This window comes from Xanthomonas sp. SS (assembly GCF_014236835.1).
GTDB lineage: Bacteria > Pseudomonadota > Gammaproteobacteria > Xanthomonadales > Xanthomonadaceae > Xanthomonas_A.
In genome coordinates this window covers 2,999,793-3,015,569 of sequence record NZ_CP051190.1, presented here as the reverse complement: position 1 = coordinate 3,015,569, position 15,777 = coordinate 2,999,793, and the positions used below count along the sequence as shown (strand labels likewise).

Here is a 15,777-nt window from a genome sequence, read left to right as displayed (position 1 = left end):
CCGCTTTTGCCAATCCCGAATCCCCAATCCCCAATCCCGGCCCCCCAATGATCGACCTCCGCATCTCCCTGATCCAAGGCGACACCCGCTGGCACGATCCGGCCGGCAATCGCGCGCACTACGCCGAACTGCTGGCGCCGCTGGCCGGGGCCACCGATCTAGTGATCCTGCCGGAGACCTTCACCAGCGGTTTCTCCAACGAGGCGCTGGACCAGGCCGAGGGCATGGACGGGCCGACCGTGGCCTGGATCCGCGAGCAGGCGGCGCGGCTGGGGGCGGCGGTGACCGGCAGCGTGCAGTTGCGCGTGCCCGGTGAGGACGGTGTCGCGAAGGTGTTCAACCGCCTGCTGTGGGCCACGCCCGACGGCGCGCTGCAGCACTACGACAAGCGCCACCTGTTCCGTTACGCCAACGAGCACCAGCGCTATGCCGCCGGGCGCGAGCGGCTGTGCGTGGAGTGGAAGGGCTGGCGGATCAATCCGCAGGTCTGCTACGACCTGCGCTTCCCGGTGTTCTGCCGCAACCGCTACGACGTCGAGCGGCCCGGCCAGCTCGACTTCGACCTGCAACTCTTCGTCGCCAACTGGCCGTCGGCGCGCGCCTACCCGTGGCGCACCCTGCTGCGCGCGCGCGCGATCGAGAATCTGTGCTTCGTGGCCGCGGTCAACCGGGTGGGCGAGGACGGCAACGGCCTGCACTATGCCGGCGACAGCGCGGTGATCGACTTCCTCGGCCAGCCGCAGCTGGAGATCCGCGAGCGCGAGCAGGTGGCCACCACCACGATCTCGGCGGCGGCGCTGGCCGCGCACCGCGCGCGCTTCCCGGCCATGCTCGACGCCGACGCCTTCACCCTCGGGACGCCCAACGCCGATCGCTGAACGGCGTCGTGCCGTGCCGCGATCGCTGACGCCGTCTTGCATGGCGCGCTGCTAGGCTCGGCGCGTTTCCCATCCACGGAGCGTCGCCATGCACAACAAACTGTTGACCACCGCCGCGCTGCTCGCCGGCATCGCCTTCATGCCGCAGGCGCACGCCGCCGGCAACATCGATTGCCAGCTGCGCTTCAATCTTTCGGGCTGGTCGGTGTTCTACAAGACCGCCAGCGGCACCGGCACCATCACCTGCGACAACGGCTCCAAGATCCCGGTCAAGATCAGCGCCAAGGGCGGCGGCCTGAGCGTGGGCAAGTCGAAGATCGTCGACGGCCGTGGCCGCTTCACCGGCGCCTACACCCTCAACGACCTGTTCGGCACCTACGCCACCGCCGAGGCGCATGCCGGCGCGGACAAGTCCTCCGACGCGCAGGTCATGACCAAGGGCGATATCTCGCTGGCCCTGGCCGGCACCGGCAAGGGCTGGGACCTGGGCGTGGCGGTCGGCGGTTTCACCATCGAGCGGCGCTGAGCCGCGCGGCGCCGTCTGCGATCGCAGCGGCGCCAGGGCGCTGCGGCTTCCCGAAGAAGGCCGCAGTGCCGGCAGGTCCGCTCACTGCTGAGCGAACACCCAGGCCAGCTGGCCGCGCACCGGTTCCTTGGTGGCCAGGGTCTGCTTGTACAGCGTACGCGCGGCCCAGCACGCGTCTTCGTCGCTGGCCTGCGCCATCTGCGGCAGCACCTTCAGCAGGCGCTGCTGCTGGTCGGAGGGCAGGGCGGTGATCAGGGTGGTCATCGCCGCCTGCACAGCGTCCGGCGCCACCGTCTGCGGCGGCGTGTTGCTCAACTGCGCGTCGGTCGCCTTGAGCGAAATCTCGAACCATTGATCGATCTGCGCCGGCGGCAGCGTCTCCAGCCCCTGCAGCATCGCCGCGCTCATCGCTTGCGCATCGTTCGGGTTGCCGCCGCGGGCCAGCAGCGCGCACTTGGGCACGTCCACCTTTTCGCTGACCGCGGCAAGGATTTCCAGGCGCTGTTCCAGCGTGGCATGGTCCAGCCGGGTGATGCCCTTTTGCGCCAGCTCGAAGCCGGCACGCTGCGCCTGCGCCTTGTCGCCCTGCTTGAGCAGCGCCACGTAGCGCGGGTCGTTGACCAGCTTGCGCAGCATGCGGTCGAACGGCTCGTGCAGCGGCGAACTCTTGGGGTAGGGGTTCTGCGCGGCGGCGACTTCTTCCTGCACCTTCTTGCACGCGCCCAGGCTCAGCACGGCGGCAATCAACAGGGGCAGCAGTATCTTCCGTGACATGGAATCTCCCGATCGGTAGAGGCGCCGCCGCGGAAGTGGGCAGCGCAGGATGCGCAGGATATAGGCTTGGCCGCCTTTGCGCATCGGCGCATCGGGAGTGCGGCCATGCGCGGATGCCGTAGCGGAGCTTCGCGCCATGTCCCACCTGCGCGGATCCAGACCGGTCGAATGCTTGTTGCGCAGGCAGTTGCTTGCCGTGGCAAGATCGCCACCGACATCCGGCGTATGCGCATGCTGCAGGCAGGAGAGGCGATCAATGGGCAGGATCGGGCTGGTGATTGTGTTCATGGCGCTGCTGTCGGCGCGCGAGGCGTCCGCAGCCGGGCAGGGCATGCAAGCCTGCGAGATCGACCGGCCCGGGCTGCTGGCCCTGGATCGGCAACAGTTCGATCAGGACGTGCGCGGTGCCGGCGGCGGTTGGCGCGCCGTGGCGGCGCGTCCCGGCTGCGAAACCGCCGCGGCCGATCTGATCCGCGACTACAGGAAGGCGCATCCCGACGACCCCGGCCTTCTCTATTGGCATGAGGGACAACTGCGCGCGTTCGCCGGCGACTATCCCGCCGCGATGGCGCTGATGCAGGCGTCCAAGAAGCCCGCGCCGCAGGACCCTACCGGATGGAATCCCTACGTCGATGCGACGATGGCTTTCCTCGCCCACGACAAGCAGGGTCTGGCGGCGGCAAAGCAGGCGCTGGAGGCGCTGCCGCCGGCACCGGACCTGCCGCCGTTGAAGGACGGCGTCATCGAGCTGCCGATGCAGGACGGACAAGTGATCAAGATGCGCTGGCCGCCGAATGCGGACGTCGTCGAAGGGCTGGCGCGGTGCATGGAAAAATCCTACGTCGTGGCCTATAGCCAGGAATGCCGGCCCGGCTCGCCTTAGGGCGTGGCATCCAGCAACGAGCGGATCGCGCCACGCTTGCATGTGCATGGGGCGAAGCCAGCAAGGGAACCACGTGTTGTCCGTGCCGGAGCGCTGATACGGCAGCGCGCATGCGCAACAGCGGCACTGATGGTCGGGCCTGTCCGGCTGCCAGCCGACGCCGCGCGGCTTGATGACCCGATCGCCAGTCGGACGCTGCGAGGCAGTGCCGGCTGGCGATCCGGCGGATCCAGCGACTCACTCGGGAAGCGACGACACGCCCTGGCTGGTGGTACCGCGGCGCTGGTCTGCGTGCCGGCATTGCCTGCTCAATCTGCCGCTGGCCGCCTTGGCTACTGAGATCCTGCAGCGCCTGCCGTCTCTGCGCCCAGCAAAAAGGGCGCCGCATGCGCAGGCGCCCTTGGTCTTGGCTGCTGCGGCCGGCAACGGGTGCCGGCCGCGTGGTGCTCAGCCGCCGCCGCGCGGACCGCGGTTGCCGCCGCCGCCGGGGCGGCCGCCGCCACCCGGACGCCCGCCGCCGGGGCGGTTGCCGCCCGGACGACCGCCGGGGCCACCCGGACCGCCCGGGCCGCGCTTCTGCCCGTCGGCGCGCGGACCGGCCGGACGCGCCGAGCGCGGTGCCGCGCCGTACGGGCTGAAGCCGGGGTTGGCATGGTCGGACGGGAAGCTCGGCGCATTGCCCGGATGCCCGTACGGGTGCGCCTTGCGCTGGCCTTGTCCCTGGCCGCCGCGGCCCTGGCCTGCGCCCTGGCCGGCACCGGCGCCGGCGGGGCGCGGCTTGCCGTAGGGACGACCCTGGCCTTGGCCCTGGCCCGGACCACGGGCAGCGGCGGGACCGGCATTGCGGTGGCCGGTCGGGCCGGTGCTGACGCCATCGGGCACGTACCAGGTGCGGAACGCGGCGGGGTTGCCGTCCGGCAGCGGCTTGGGCCCTTTCGGGGTGCGCTGCTTGAACGGCTTCTGCGCCTGCTGGGCGGCCATCTCGCCGCTGACGGTCAGCCCGCCGTGCGGCTTCTTGCCGCCGCGGCCGCGGCCGCGGTCCTCGCGGAAGTTGTCGAAGCGGCGCAGCTCGCGGCCTTCGTCGGCGACGTTGTGGCCGTTGACGTAGGCGTTGCCGCCGCGGCCGACCTGCACGGTGGCCTTGGCCGCCTTGCGCTGGCCGATCACCGGCTGCAGGGTCAGCGCCGACGGCGTGCCTTCTTCCAGCTTCAGTTCGGCGCGCAGCGCCTCGACCTTGTCCTGCGCCAACTCCAGCGACTGCCCGCGCAGCAGCTCGCGCGGCAGGCCGACCTTGCCGTAGCGGGTGCGCTTGAGGCGGCTGACCTGGCAACCCTGCGATTCCCACAGCCGGCGCACTTCGCGGTTGCGGCCTTCCTTGACCACGACGCGGAACCAGTCGTGCGAATCGGTGCCGCCGATGCGTTCGATCTCGTCGAACTTGGCGCCGCCGTCTTCCAGCAGCACGCCGCGCGAGAGGCGCTCGACCATGCTGTCGGGCACCTTGTCCTCGCCTTCCGGGGCGCGCACGCGCACCACGTACTCGCGCTCGATCTCGTAGGACGGATGCATCATCGCGTTGGCCATTTCGCCATCGGTGGTCAGCAGCAGCAGGCCGGTGGTGTTGATGTCCAGGCGGCCGATGGCGATCCAGCGCGCGCCCTTCAGTGCCGGCAGCGCCTCGAAGATGGTCGGGCGGCCTTCGGGGTCTTCGCGCGTGGTCACTTCGCCTTCGGGCTTGTTGTAGATCAGCACGCGTGCCGGCTCGGTCAGTGCGCTGGCGACGAAGCTGCGGCCGTCCAGCTCGATCCTGTCGCCGCTCTTGACCGACATGCCGGTCTGCGCGACCTCGCCGTTGACCTTGACCAGGCCGTCGGCGATGCGCTGCTCCAGCGCGCGGCGCGACCCCAGGCCGGCCTGCGCCAGGACCTTGTGCAGGCGTTCTTCCAGTTTCGGCTGCTCGGCGGCATCGCGCTTGAGCGAGAGCTTGTTCAACGACGGCTTGCGGGAGGTGTCACTCATTTACTTGGCTCCGGCCGGCGCGGGGTGCGTCGGCCTGTGGTTCGGAATCGGCATCGTCAACAGCCACGGTCGTCGTCGCGACGGCGTTGTCTTCGGCTTCGTTCGCATCCGCCGCGCGCTCGCCCGGCGCGGCTTCGGGTTCGCCCGTCGGGGCGGTGTCTGCAGACGAGGCAGTCGCCGTGGCGGCGTCTGCATCGGTCTCGCGTTCGGTATCGGTATCGCTGTGCGCGGCGGCGGTGTCGTCCGCAGCGTGCGGATCGGCTGCGCTGCCGGCTTCGGCTTGCGCGTCCAGATCGGGTGCAGTATCCGGATCGGATGTGGTGTCGTTGTCGACGCTGGCCTCGGCGGGCGGCGCGTCGGCTGCGTCGGCATCCGCTGCCGGCTTGGCCGCGTCGGTGTCCGCGTCGGCGTCAGCCGCTCCGGCCTGGGCCATGTCGCCGACCGGCAGGGTGTCGCGGTCCAGCTGCAGTTGCGGTTCCAGTTCGCCGATGTCCTTCAGTTCCGACAGCGGCGGCAGTTCGTCCAGGCGCTTGAGCCCGAAGTAGTCGAGGAAGCCCTTGGTGGTACCGAACAGCGCCGGCTTGCCGGGCACGTCGCGGTGGCCGACCACGCGGATCCACTCGCGCTCTTCCAGCGCCTGGATGATGTTGCTGCTGACCGCCACGCCGCGTACCTGCTCGATCTCGCCGCGGGTGATCGGCTGGCGGTAGGCGATCAGCGCCAGGGTCTCCAGCGTGGCGCGGGTGTAGCGGGTCTTGCGCTCGGTCCACAGCCGCGCCACCCACGGGTGCACCTCGCTGTTGACCTGGTAGCGGAAGCCGGAAGCCACTTCCACCAGTTCCACGCCGCGCCCGGCGCAGGCCTCGCGCAATTGCTCCAGCGCCCGCTCGATGCTGCCCGGCGGTGCCGGCTCGTCCTCGGGGAACAGGCCGTGCAGCTGGGCCAGCGGCAGCGGTTGGTTGGCGGCGAGCAGGGCAGCCTCGACGATGCGGTTGATCAGCGCTTGATCCATGCGTAAGGGGGTCTTCGAAAACTCAGGTAGGGTCGTTGGCGGCGTCGGTATCGTCGAACTCGCTGTTGAACTGCAGCGGTTCGTTGGTGTTGCCCAGCGCCAGCGACTTGACGTAGATCGGCGCCAGCGGCAGCCGTTCGCCGTTGCGAACGACCTGATCCATCGGCTCCTGGACGATGTCCAGCAGCTGTTCCTTGGCCAGTTCCAGCAAGGCCAGGAAGGTGACCAGCACGCCCAGCTTGCCTTCCTCGGCGCTGAACAGCGATTCGAAACGGTAGAAGCGGCCGTCGTCCAGGCGGCTCAGCACATCGCCCATCCGCTGCCGCACGCTCAGCGCCTCGCGCTTGATCGCGTGGCCGCTGAACAACTCGGCGCGCTTGAGCACGTCGTACAGCGCCAGCAGCATCTCCTTCAACTCCACCGGCGGCGGCAGCTTCACCGCGGCGCGGTCCGGCACATGCGCCTGCACCGGCGTGGTGTCGCGGTCCTGCCGCGGCAGCGCGTCGATATCCTCGGCGGCCTGCTTGAAGCGTTCGTACTCCTGCAAGCGGCGGACCAGTTCGGCGCGCGGATCGGCTTCCTCGCCTTCCTGCGCCGGCGGCCGCGGCAGCAGCATCCGCGACTTGATCTCGGCCAGGATCGCGGCCATCACCAGGTATTCGGCCGCCAGTTCGAAGCGCAGCTCCTGCATCACGTTGATGTAGTCCACGTACTGCCGGGTGATCTCGGCGACGGGGATGTCCAGGATGTCCAGGTTCTGCCGGCGGATCAGGTACAGCAGCAGGTCCAGCGGGCCTTCGAACGCATCCAGGATGACTTCCAGCGCATCCGGCGGGATGTACAGGTCCTGCGGGATCTGCAGGACCGGCTGCCCATGCACCACCGCCAGCGGCATTTCCTGCTGCTGTGGCGCGGTCTGCTGGATTGGCGGGTTCGCGTCGAGCGCGAGTTCGGAGGTCATCAGTTGGACGTCAGGTACATCAGGTGTTGCGGTAGCGAAGGGCCGGGCAGGGGCGATCCGGCGCGGGGCCTTGCCAGCAGTACTGCAGTTCACGTCGCGTCATCCCCGCAACGCGATCCACACTTCAACAGGACACAAGGCGTACGCCGCACGAGTCGCGGCGACGGAACAGCTTGAGGAGGACGTCTGCGCGGGCGGTGTCAGGCAGCGAATCGGTCGTCGGAAGGGGCTGGGGAGCCGATCACCGACGGGCCGCTGCATCCGGCCGCGTGCAATGGAACCAAGGGTAATGCGCCAGCCGGGTCGGTGTCCAGCGCCGTGGCGCTAGAATTGTGCGGGGTTCATATGCGAAACGAAGGGCGGGTGGCGGTATGTGGTACGTGATCGAGGGATACGACGGCGCCGATGCGCTGCCGCGGCGGGCGGCGGCGCGGCCGGCGCACCTGGCCCGGCTGGAGGCCTTGCAGGCCGCCGGACGCTTGCTGCTGGCCGGTCCGTGCCCGGCGATCGACGCCGAGGACCCGGGTCCGGCCGGCTTCAGCGGCAGCCTGGTGGTGGCGGCGTTCGACTCGCTGGCGCAGGCCCGGGCCTGGGCCGACGCCGATCCGTACGTGGCGGCGGGCGTCTACGCGCGGGTCGAAGTGCGGCCGTTCCGGAAGACCTTGCCGTGAGCGCGCCCGCCCTGAGCGAGACGGCCGCGGGCCGGGTCGAGCGCATCCGCGCCGCACTGCAGGCCGCGTTCGCGCCGCAGGCGCTGGAGGTCAAGGACGACAGCCACCGCCATGCCGGCCATGCCGGCGCGCGCGACGGGCGCGGTCATTTCAATGTCCGCATCGTCAGTCCGGCCTTCGCCGGCATGGCGCCGCTGGCCCGGCACCGCGCGGTCTACGCCGCGCTCGGCACGATGATGCAGACCGACATCCACGCGCTGTCGATCCGCGCCGAGGCGCCGCGCGACGCCGCCTGATCCGTCGCGCAGGCCGCTCTTGGCGGACCGCCCGGTGCGCCGCGCCAATGCCGCGGGTGCCGAGGAAAGCGGGATACATGCCGTAATTATGCTGCGTCGCGTCATGATTCCGGTGATTTCGCAACGAATCAAGTAGCTGAATTAAAACGTTTTTATTGGAAAAATAACAAAAGGCTTCTGCCTAGTCCTGAAAACGATTACAGTCCGCGCCAGTTTCTCAATGTCTCGGCCGCGGAGGGCGGCACGATGGCGAAGAGCGCGGTCACCATCAAAGATGTCGCACGCGAGGCCCGGGTATCGGTGGCCACGGTGTCGCGTGCGCTCAACGGGCACGAGAACGTCGCCGAGCCGGTGCGCACGCTGGTGCTGGAAGTGGCCGAGCGGCTGCGCTACAGCCCGCATGCGGCCGCGCGCAGCCTCAGCAGCCGTCGCACCCAGACCCTGGGCGTAGTGCTGCCGGACCTGTACGGCGAGTTCTTCTCCGAGTTGATCCGCGGCATCGACGGCGCGGCGCGCGCGCGCCGCCAGCATCTGCTGGTGTCCAGCTACCACGGCGATCCGGAAGAGCAGGGCCGCGCGCTGCGTGCGATGCGCGGGCGCGTGGACGGCCTGCTGGTGCTGTCGCCGTACGCCGAGCGCCCCGGCTTTCTCACCGACAACCTGCCGCAGGCGCTGCCGACGGTGCTGATCAACACCTATCTGCCGGGCGCCGAGTATCCGGTGCTGAGCATCGACGACCATGCCGGCGCGATGGCGATGACCGAGCACCTGCTGGCGATGGGCCATCGCCGCATCGCCTTCGTCGGCGGCCCGGAACTGAACTTCGATGCGCGCGAACGCCTGCGCGGGTTCCGCGACGCGATCGCCGCGTATCCGGGCGCGGCGCAGGGCCAGGAGTTTCCCGGGCAGTTCGACGAAGCCTCGGGCCATCGCGCCGGGCAGGCGATGCTGCAGTCGGGCACGCTGCCCGACGCGGTGTTCGCCGCCAACGACATGACCGCGCTCGGCTGCCTGTACGCCTTCGCCCAGGCCGGCGTACGCGTGCCCGACGACATCGCGCTGGCCGGCTTCGACGACATCCCGCTGGCGCGTTTCGTTCACCCGTCTCTCACCACCATGCAGGTGAGTATCGCCGGCCTCGGCGAGCAGGCGATGCGGCGTCTGCTGCAATTGATCGATCAACCGGGCAACGACGAGGGGCTGCGGCAGACGCTGACGCCGCTGCTCGTCGTGCGCGATTCCAGTCGCAAGGTCAGTAAGGAATAGGTGACGCCACATCGTCGTCGCCCGTGTCGCCATGTCGTTCGTAACGCTTCACTTGCTGCACTTTTTCGCTTGCTTCAAGCAATCGCAACACCAACCAAGAACCACCCTGGAGGTTTCATGCATCATCGTTCTCAGACCGCGGCTAGGCCTGCGCGCAAGCTTCTCACCTGTGCCCTGGCAAGTTGCCTGCTGCTGAGCGCTGCGCCGTCGTTCGCGCAGAGCACCGCCGCCACGATCCGTGGGCAGGTTGCGTTGGAATCGGCGCCGTCGGCGCAAGCGCAGGTCACCGCGACCAACCTGGCGACCGGTCTGTCGCGTACCGTGCAGGTCAACAACGGCAGCTATGCGGTCGGCGGCCTGCCGCCGGGCTCGTACCGCATCGACCTGACCGCCAATGGCCAGACCACCTCGCAGAACGTCACCGTGCAGGTCGGCCAGACCGCGACGCTGAACCTCGGCGGCGCCGCGCCGGCCGCCACCGCCAGCGGCGAAGGCGCCACCACGCTCGACGCAGTGCAGGTCACCGCGCCGCCGGTGCTGGTGGAGACCCGCACCTCCGAGAACGCCACCTACATCTCCAACGTGCAGATCGAGAAGCTGCCGCAGGCCACGCGCAACTTCCTGGAACTGGCCGACAGCGTGCCGAGCGTGCAGTTCCAGCGCGACGCCAAGGGCAACACCACGGTGCGCTCCGGCGCGACCTCGGCCAACGGCACCAACGTCTACATCGACGGCATCAGCCAGAAGAACTACGTGCTGACCGGCGGCGTCAGCGGCCAGGATTCCAGCCGCGGCAATCCGTTCCCGCAGTCGGCGATCGGCGAATACAAGGTCATCACCTCCAACTACAAGGCCGAGTTCGACCAGGTCAGCAGCGCGGCGATCGTCGCCTCGACCAAGTCCGGCGGCAACGATTTCCACGGCAGCTTCTTCTGGGATACCACCAACGACGACTGGCGCGCCGAGAGCCCGCTGGAACGCGAGGCCGGCAAGCGCGACGATTTCTCCGAGACCCAGTACGGGGCGACGTTCAGCGGCCCGATCCTGAAGGATCGCGCGCACTTCTTCGTCGCCTACGAGGCCAAGGAATACACCACGCCCAATACGGTGATCCCGGGCGGCATCTATGCCGATCGCGTCGATCAGCTGCCGGGCGAACTGCAGCCGCTGGTCACCACCTACAGCACTCCGTTCAAGGAAGACCTGTATTTCGGCAAGATCGACTGGACCCTCGGCGACAACAGCCTGTTCGAACTGAGCGGCAAGTACCGCAAGGAAGACGAGCTGTCCGACATCGGCGAGACCACCACCTACCAGCACGGCAGCACCAACGGCCAGGAAGAGAAGCGCGCCAACCTGCGCTGGCAGTACACCGGCGCCGCGTTCCTCAACGATCTGAACCTGAGCTACGAGAGCGCGTACTGGACCCAGGATCCGCTGACCAACGGCAGCGGCTACGTGCTGTCGTACGTGCCGCAGGCCGGCAACGAGACCACCATCCTCACCGCCGGCGCCGGCAGCAGCTACCAGAACAAAGGGCAGGAAGGCTGGACCCTGCAGGACGACCTGACCTTGAACAGCATGGACTGGCACGGCAGCCACACGGTCAAGATGGGCTTCAAGTACAAGGACATCGAGCTGGATTCGACCCAGATCAATCCGGCCAATCCGCAGTACTACTACAACATCCTGACCGATACCGACACGCCGTACCGGGTGCGCTGGGGCGATACCAGTGGCGGTTCGGTGGTGTCCAAGAACAAGCAGTACGGCATCTATCTGCAGGACGACTGGGAAGTCAACGAGCACCTGACGCTCAACCTCGGCGTGCGCTACGACTACGAGAAGACCCCCTCGTTCCTCGACTTCGTCACCCCGGGCGACGTCGCCAGCGCGCTGCAGAGCTGGAGCAACCTGGACAACGCCAACTACGACATCTCCAACTACATCAGCAACGGCCATAACCGCAAGGCGTTCAAGGATGCCTGGCAGCCGCGGCTGGGCTTCTCCTACGACCTGTTCGGCGACCAGGCGCACGTGATCTACGGCGGTGCCGGCCGTGCCTACGACCGCAACATCTTCGACTACCTGGCGCTGGAGCAGCTCAACAACAGCTTCAAGTCGTACAGCTACTACTTCAACAGCGTCAACAACAATGGCGTTGCGACCCCGTGCCTGGGCGACCCGTGCGTGCCCTGGAACGAGAGCTACGCCACCCAGGCCGGCCTGGACGGGTTGGCGTCGGGCAACACCGGCGGCGGCGGCCGCGAGATCTACCTGATCGACAACAACATCAAGGTGCCGTACTCCGACCAGTTCAGCATCGGCATGCGCAACATGGTGCATCTGTGGGGCAACGACTGGTACACCGACGTGACCCTGAGCCGGATCGTGAGCAAGGACGGCTTCGTGTTCCTGCGCGGCAACCGCCGTGCCGACGGTTCGTTCTTCCTGCCCGGCACCACCTCCGGCGTGCCGACCGATTCGCCCAACGGCTACAGCGCGATCGTGCTGGGCACCAACGGCCTGGAAACGCGCAATAACCAGCTGGCGCTGAAGCTGGACAAGCCGTACGACAAGGAGTCGGGCTGGGGCCTGACCGTGGCCTACACCTTCTCCGACGCCAAGGAAAACCGCCAGTACGGCGAGCACTACGCGCTGGACCAGGCGTCGATGGCCGGCTATGGCTGGCGCGAGGCCGGCGGCATCCCGAAGAACCGCCTGGTGGTGACCGGCATCTACGAGTTGCCGTACGCCATCACCCTGTCCGGCAAGCTGTCGCTGGCCAGCCAGACGCCGCGCTACGGCACCAACTGCCTGGCCGGCAACGACCAGTGCTATATCATCCAGTACAAGCCGGATTCCACGCTGGGCTACAAGGAATTCAGCCTGGCGGCGAACAAGGAATGGGATACCGGCGCGGGCATCAAGTTCAACGTGCGCGCCGACGTCATCAACCTGTTCAACTGGACCAACTACGCCGACTACAACACCGATACCGGGACCTACGACGACCTCAACACGTCGTACGGCTCCGCGAACGGCGTGTTGGCGTCGCCGATGCGTACGTTCAAGCTGTCGTTCGGCCTGAACTGGTGATTCCAGCCGCCGCGGCTCCCGACGCCGTTCGGGGCCGCGGCGGTTGCAGGGACATGTTCTTGGTGTGGATGCACGCGATTGCCGGGACGCGCACGAGGTCGAAACAGCGCGTTGTCGTACATGCGGTGCCGACGCAGCGCGAATCAGCGCTCGGCGATCCGATGCGACCTTGCCGTGCGTCGTGGGCAGTGCCGGTGGAAACGTTGGAAAAACATGGGCCGCGCAACGTCGTCGCTGCCCGTGTCGCTGCTGCTGATGCGTCACTTGTTGGATTTTTCTTTCTTTCTCGCATTCGGCCACTTCGCTCTTTCTGCAACCAGAACATGAAGAACCCCGGGAGGGTTTCATGAAACATTCCATTCAATCGACGTGCCGGCCGCAACGCAGCGTACTTGCCTGCGCACTGGCCGGCTGTTTGCTGCTTGCCGCCGCGCCGGTGCTCGCGCAGAGTACCGCCGCCACCATTCGCGGCCAGGTGACGGCCGATTCGGCCGCTGCCGGCAGCGCGAAAGTGACCGCGACCAACCTGGCGACCGGCTTCAGCCGCAGCGTCCAGACCACCGCGTCCGGCAGTTATTCGGTCGCTGGCTTGCCGCCGGGCACCTACCGCGTTGACGTGCAGGCGGGCGACAGCACCAGCAGCCAGACCATCACCGTGCAGGTCGGCCAGGCGGCGACGCTGAATCTCGCCGCCGGTGGCGCCGGCACTGCCGCTGGCGGCGGCGCCACCACCCTGGACACGGTGCAGGTCACCGCGCCGCTGGCGGTGGAAACCAAGACCTCCGAGGTGGCCACCTACGTCACCACGCGCCAGATCGAGGCCTTGCCGCAGAGCTCGCGCAACTTCCTGGCCTTCGCCGACACCGTGCCCGGCATGGTGTTCGAGACCAGCCCCAGCGACGGCTCGACCAAGCTGCAGTCCGGCGCGCAGAGCGCGAACAACATCAACGTGTTCATCGACGGCGTCGGCCAGAAGAACTACGTGTTGGCCGGCGGCATCACCGGGCAGGACTCCAGCCGCGGCAATCCGTTCCCGCAGCTGGCGATCGGCGAATACAAGGTCATCACCTCCAACTACAAGGCCGAGTACGACCAGCTCAGCAGCGCGGCGGTGTCGGCGGTGACCAAGTCCGGCGGCAACGATTTCCACGGCAGCTTCTTCTGGGACTACAGCAATTCCGATTGGCGCGCGGCGCGCGAGTCGGAGAAGGAGCAGGGCAGCAAGGACCGCTCCAAGGACGAGCAGTACGGCTTCTCGTTCGGCGGCCCGATCGTGAAGGACGTGGCGCATTTCTTCGTGACCTACGAGGGCAAGGACTACTCCGCCCCGCAGGACGTGTATCCAGGCCAGGGCTATACCGTGGCCGAACTGCCCGCGTCGGTGCAGTCGGCGGTGCGCAACAGCACCGTGCCGTTCCACGAGGACCTGTACTTCGGCAAGATCGACTGGGCGATCGACGACAACAACCTGCTCGAATTGACCGCCAAGCGCCGCGAGGAAACCGGCCTGGGCAACATCGGCGCGCAGAATACCGAGTCCTATGCCACCGACAACCAGGTGGACGAAACCCGGGTGGACCTGCGCTGGCAGCTGACCATGGGCGACTGGCTCAACGATGCGCACCTCACCTACGAGAAGGCGTTCTGGTCGCTGGAGCCGAAGAACTTCGGCGACGGCTATGTGCTGACCGACGGCGCGGGCAACACCGGCAACGTGATCCTGGCCACCGGCGCCGGCTCGGGCGGCTACCAGCACAAGGGCCAGACCGGCCACTCGTTCCAGGACGACCTGACCTTCTCCGGCTGGGAAGGCCACACCCTCAAGATGGGCGTGAAGTACAAGCAGGTCGAGCTGACCACGCTCGAGCAGCAGCCGTACAACCCGCAGTACTACTACGACATCAACGACAGCACCACGGTGCCGTACTACGTCAGCTTCGCCTCAGGCCTCACCGGTACCAGCCAGGGCGCGCTGACCTCCAAGAACAAGCAGTTCGGCCTCTATTTCCAGGACGACTGGGAGGTCAACGACCGGCTGACCCTGAACCTGGGCCTGCGCTGGGACTACGAGAAGACCCCGAGCTACCTGAACTACGTGACCGATCCGGACGTGGTGGCGGCCATCTACAGCCAGGACCCGAACGCGCCGACTGGCCAGAGCTACGCGCAGACGCTGGCGCTGGGCGGGATCGACATTTCCAACTACATCAGCGACGGCAGCAACCGGCATGCGTTCAAGGATGCCTGGCAGCCACGCCTGGGCTTCTCCTACGACCTGACCGGCGACCAGAAGCACGTGCTGTTCGGCGGCGCCGGGCGCTCCTACGACCGCAACCTGTTCGACTACCTGGCGCTGGAGCAGACCAAGGCCACCTACGGCAGCTACGGCTATTCGGTCAACACCGCCGCGCATCCGTGCACGGTCGGCGTCAACAATTGCCTGGAGTGGGACGACGCGCTGCTGCAGCAGTCCACGCTCGACGGGCTGGTGGCGAACAACTCGGCGGCCGGCCGCGAGGTCGATCTGCTGGCCAACAATCTGAAGGTGCCGTATTCGGACCAGTTCAGCCTCGGCATCCGCGACACGTTCCAGATGCTGGGCTACGACTGGAACAGTTCGGTGACCCTGCAGCGCATCGTGTCCAAGGATGGGTTGGTGTTCCTGCTCGGCAATCGCCTGCCCGACGGCAGCTTCTTCGAGCAAGGCACCATTTCCGGTTCGCCGTGGAGCAACGGCGTGCCGGGCTACGGTTCGCTGATCCTGGGCATGAACGGCCTGGAGACGCGCAACAACTCGCTGCTGCTGAGCCTGGAGAAGCCGTACACGTCCGAATCGCCGTGGAGCGTGAACTTCGCCTACACCTACAGCAACGCCAAGGAGAACCGCCAGTTCGGCGAGCACTATGCGCTGGATTACCCGACGCTCGCCGGCTACGGCTGGTTCACCTCCGGCGGCGTCGCGCGGCACCGCCTGGTGGTCAGCGGCGTCGCCGACGGTCCCTGGGACACCACGTTCTCCGGCAAGCTGACCCTGTCCACGCCGGAGTACTACTACACCACCTATTGCCCGTCGGACGGACAGTGCCGTATCCGCCAGTTCCATCCCGACACCACGCTGGGCATCAAGCAGCTGGACCTGGCGGCGCAGAAGGTGTGGGACACCGGTTCCAACGTCAAGTTGAAGATGCGCCTGGATGTGCTGAACGTCTTCAACTGGAAGAACTACGACTCCTACAGCGTCGATTGGGACAGCGGCACCTATACCGGCTACGACCAGTACGCGACCCGCACCGCCAAGCTGTCGCTGGGCCTGGATTGGTAAAGGCTTTGCCGCGGCCACCCCGGAACGTTTAGGGTGGTCGCGGCGAGGCGGGAAGTAGGATAATTTCGCA

Annotated in this window: 12 protein-coding genes; 8 read left to right on the top strand and 4 right to left on the bottom strand. The window is 67.5% G+C overall.

Annotated features, from left to right (window positions below; all coding sequences use genetic code 11):
* Nucleotides 1–47 precede the first annotated feature (47 nt).
* Together HEP74_RS12530 and HEP74_RS12525 are read left to right on the top strand one after the other, a co-directional pair.
* Complete coding sequence (locus HEP74_RS12530) at nt 48–878, top strand: amidohydrolase (protein ID WP_185813158.1); 831 nt, start codon at nt 48–50, stop codon at nt 876–878.
* A gap of 88 nt (nt 879–966) precedes the next feature.
* On the top strand, nt 967–1,404 hold the full coding sequence (locus HEP74_RS12525) for a hypothetical protein (protein WP_185813157.1): 438 nt from the start codon (nt 967–969) through the stop codon (nt 1,402–1,404).
* Between the two features lie 81 nt (nt 1,405–1,485).
* Here HEP74_RS12525 and HEP74_RS12520 read toward each other — a convergent pair whose 3' ends face one another.
* Nucleotides 1,486–2,178, bottom strand: coding sequence for a hypothetical protein (locus HEP74_RS12520; protein WP_185813156.1), 693 nt, complete (start codon nt 2,176–2,178; stop codon nt 1,486–1,488).
* A gap of 256 nt (nt 2,179–2,434) precedes the next feature.
* Here HEP74_RS12520 and HEP74_RS12515 point away from each other — a divergent pair, with 256 nt between their 5' ends.
* Nucleotides 2,435–3,061, top strand: coding sequence for a hypothetical protein (locus HEP74_RS12515; protein WP_185813155.1), 627 nt, complete (start codon nt 2,435–2,437; stop codon nt 3,059–3,061).
* A 447-nt stretch (nt 3,062–3,508) separates the two neighbouring features.
* Here HEP74_RS12515 and HEP74_RS12510 read toward each other — a convergent pair whose 3' ends face one another.
* From HEP74_RS12510 to HEP74_RS12500, 3 genes are read right to left on the bottom strand one after another with little or no spacing between them, the layout of a single operon-like run.
* Complete coding sequence (locus HEP74_RS12510; protein ID WP_185813154.1) at nt 3,509–5,080, bottom strand: pseudouridine synthase; 1,572 nt, start codon at nt 5,078–5,080, stop codon at nt 3,509–3,511.
* On the bottom strand, nt 5,073–6,092 hold the full coding sequence (scpB, locus tag HEP74_RS12505; protein WP_185813153.1) for an SMC-Scp complex subunit ScpB: 1,020 nt from the start codon (nt 6,090–6,092) through the stop codon (nt 5,073–5,075). The genes HEP74_RS12510 and scpB overlap by 8 nt, the downstream gene beginning before the upstream one ends.
* 22 nt (nt 6,093–6,114) lie before the next feature.
* A complete protein-coding gene (locus HEP74_RS12500) occupies nt 6,115–7,053 on the bottom strand; it encodes a segregation and condensation protein A (RefSeq protein WP_179563987.1) in 939 nt (312 codons plus the stop codon).
* Nucleotides 7,054–7,424: 371 nt separating this feature from the next.
* Here HEP74_RS12500 and HEP74_RS12495 point away from each other — a divergent pair, with 371 nt between their 5' ends.
* The 5 genes from HEP74_RS12495 to HEP74_RS12475 all read left to right on the top strand — a co-directional run bounded on the left by HEP74_RS12495 (nt 7,425) and on the right by HEP74_RS12475 (nt 15,707).
* A complete protein-coding gene (locus HEP74_RS12495; RefSeq protein ID WP_185813152.1) occupies nt 7,425–7,724 on the top strand; it encodes a YciI family protein in 300 nt (99 codons plus the stop codon).
* A complete protein-coding gene (locus HEP74_RS12490) occupies nt 7,721–8,020 on the top strand; it encodes a BolA family protein (RefSeq protein WP_524540737.1) in 300 nt (99 codons plus the stop codon). The genes HEP74_RS12495 and HEP74_RS12490 overlap by 4 nt, the downstream gene beginning before the upstream one ends.
* A gap of 246 nt (nt 8,021–8,266) precedes the next feature.
* Nucleotides 8,267–9,286 carry a LacI family DNA-binding transcriptional regulator gene (locus tag HEP74_RS12485; RefSeq protein ID WP_185813151.1) on the top strand — a complete coding sequence of 340 codons (1,020 nt, stop codon included), beginning with the start codon at nt 8,267–8,269 and terminating at the stop codon, nt 9,284–9,286.
* 117 nt (nt 9,287–9,403) lie between these two features.
* The gene (locus HEP74_RS12480; RefSeq protein ID WP_185813150.1) at nt 9,404–12,385 is read left to right on the top strand and encodes a TonB-dependent receptor; all 2,982 of its coding nucleotides are present in this window, start codon (nt 9,404–9,406) and stop codon (nt 12,383–12,385) included.
* Nucleotides 12,386–12,731: 346 nt separating this feature from the next.
* Complete coding sequence (locus HEP74_RS12475) at nt 12,732–15,707, top strand: TonB-dependent receptor (protein WP_185813149.1); 2,976 nt, start codon at nt 12,732–12,734, stop codon at nt 15,705–15,707.
* The last annotated feature ends 70 nt before the right edge of the window (nt 15,708–15,777 follow it).

Bases quoted from the DNA above. Each gene is read 5' to 3' on its own strand.
- HEP74_RS12530 (WP_185813158.1), top strand. From the start codon at position 48: ATGATCGACCTCCGCATCTCCCTGATCCAAGGCGACACCCGCTGGCAC.
- HEP74_RS12525 (WP_185813157.1), top strand. From the start codon at position 967: ATGCACAACAAACTGTTGACCACCGCCGCGCTGCTCGCCGGCATCGCC.
- HEP74_RS12520 (WP_185813156.1), bottom strand. From the start codon at position 2,178: ATGTCACGGAAGATACTGCTGCCCCTGTTGATTGCCGCCGTGCTGAGC.
- HEP74_RS12515 (WP_185813155.1), top strand. From the start codon at position 2,435: ATGGGCAGGATCGGGCTGGTGATTGTGTTCATGGCGCTGCTGTCGGCG.
- HEP74_RS12510 (WP_185813154.1), bottom strand. From the start codon at position 5,080: ATGAGTGACACCTCCCGCAAGCCGTCGTTGAACAAGCTCTCGCTCAAG.
- scpB (WP_185813153.1), bottom strand. From the start codon at position 6,092: ATGGATCAAGCGCTGATCAACCGCATCGTCGAGGCTGCCCTGCTCGCC.
- HEP74_RS12500 (WP_179563987.1), bottom strand. From the start codon at position 7,053: ATGACCTCCGAACTCGCGCTCGACGCGAACCCGCCAATCCAGCAGACC.
- HEP74_RS12495 (WP_185813152.1), top strand. From the start codon at position 7,425: ATGTGGTACGTGATCGAGGGATACGACGGCGCCGATGCGCTGCCGCGG.
- HEP74_RS12485 (WP_185813151.1), top strand. From the start codon at position 8,267: ATGGCGAAGAGCGCGGTCACCATCAAAGATGTCGCACGCGAGGCCCGG.
- HEP74_RS12480 (WP_185813150.1), top strand. From the start codon at position 9,404: ATGCATCATCGTTCTCAGACCGCGGCTAGGCCTGCGCGCAAGCTTCTC.
- HEP74_RS12475 (WP_185813149.1), top strand. From the start codon at position 12,732: ATGAAACATTCCATTCAATCGACGTGCCGGCCGCAACGCAGCGTACTT.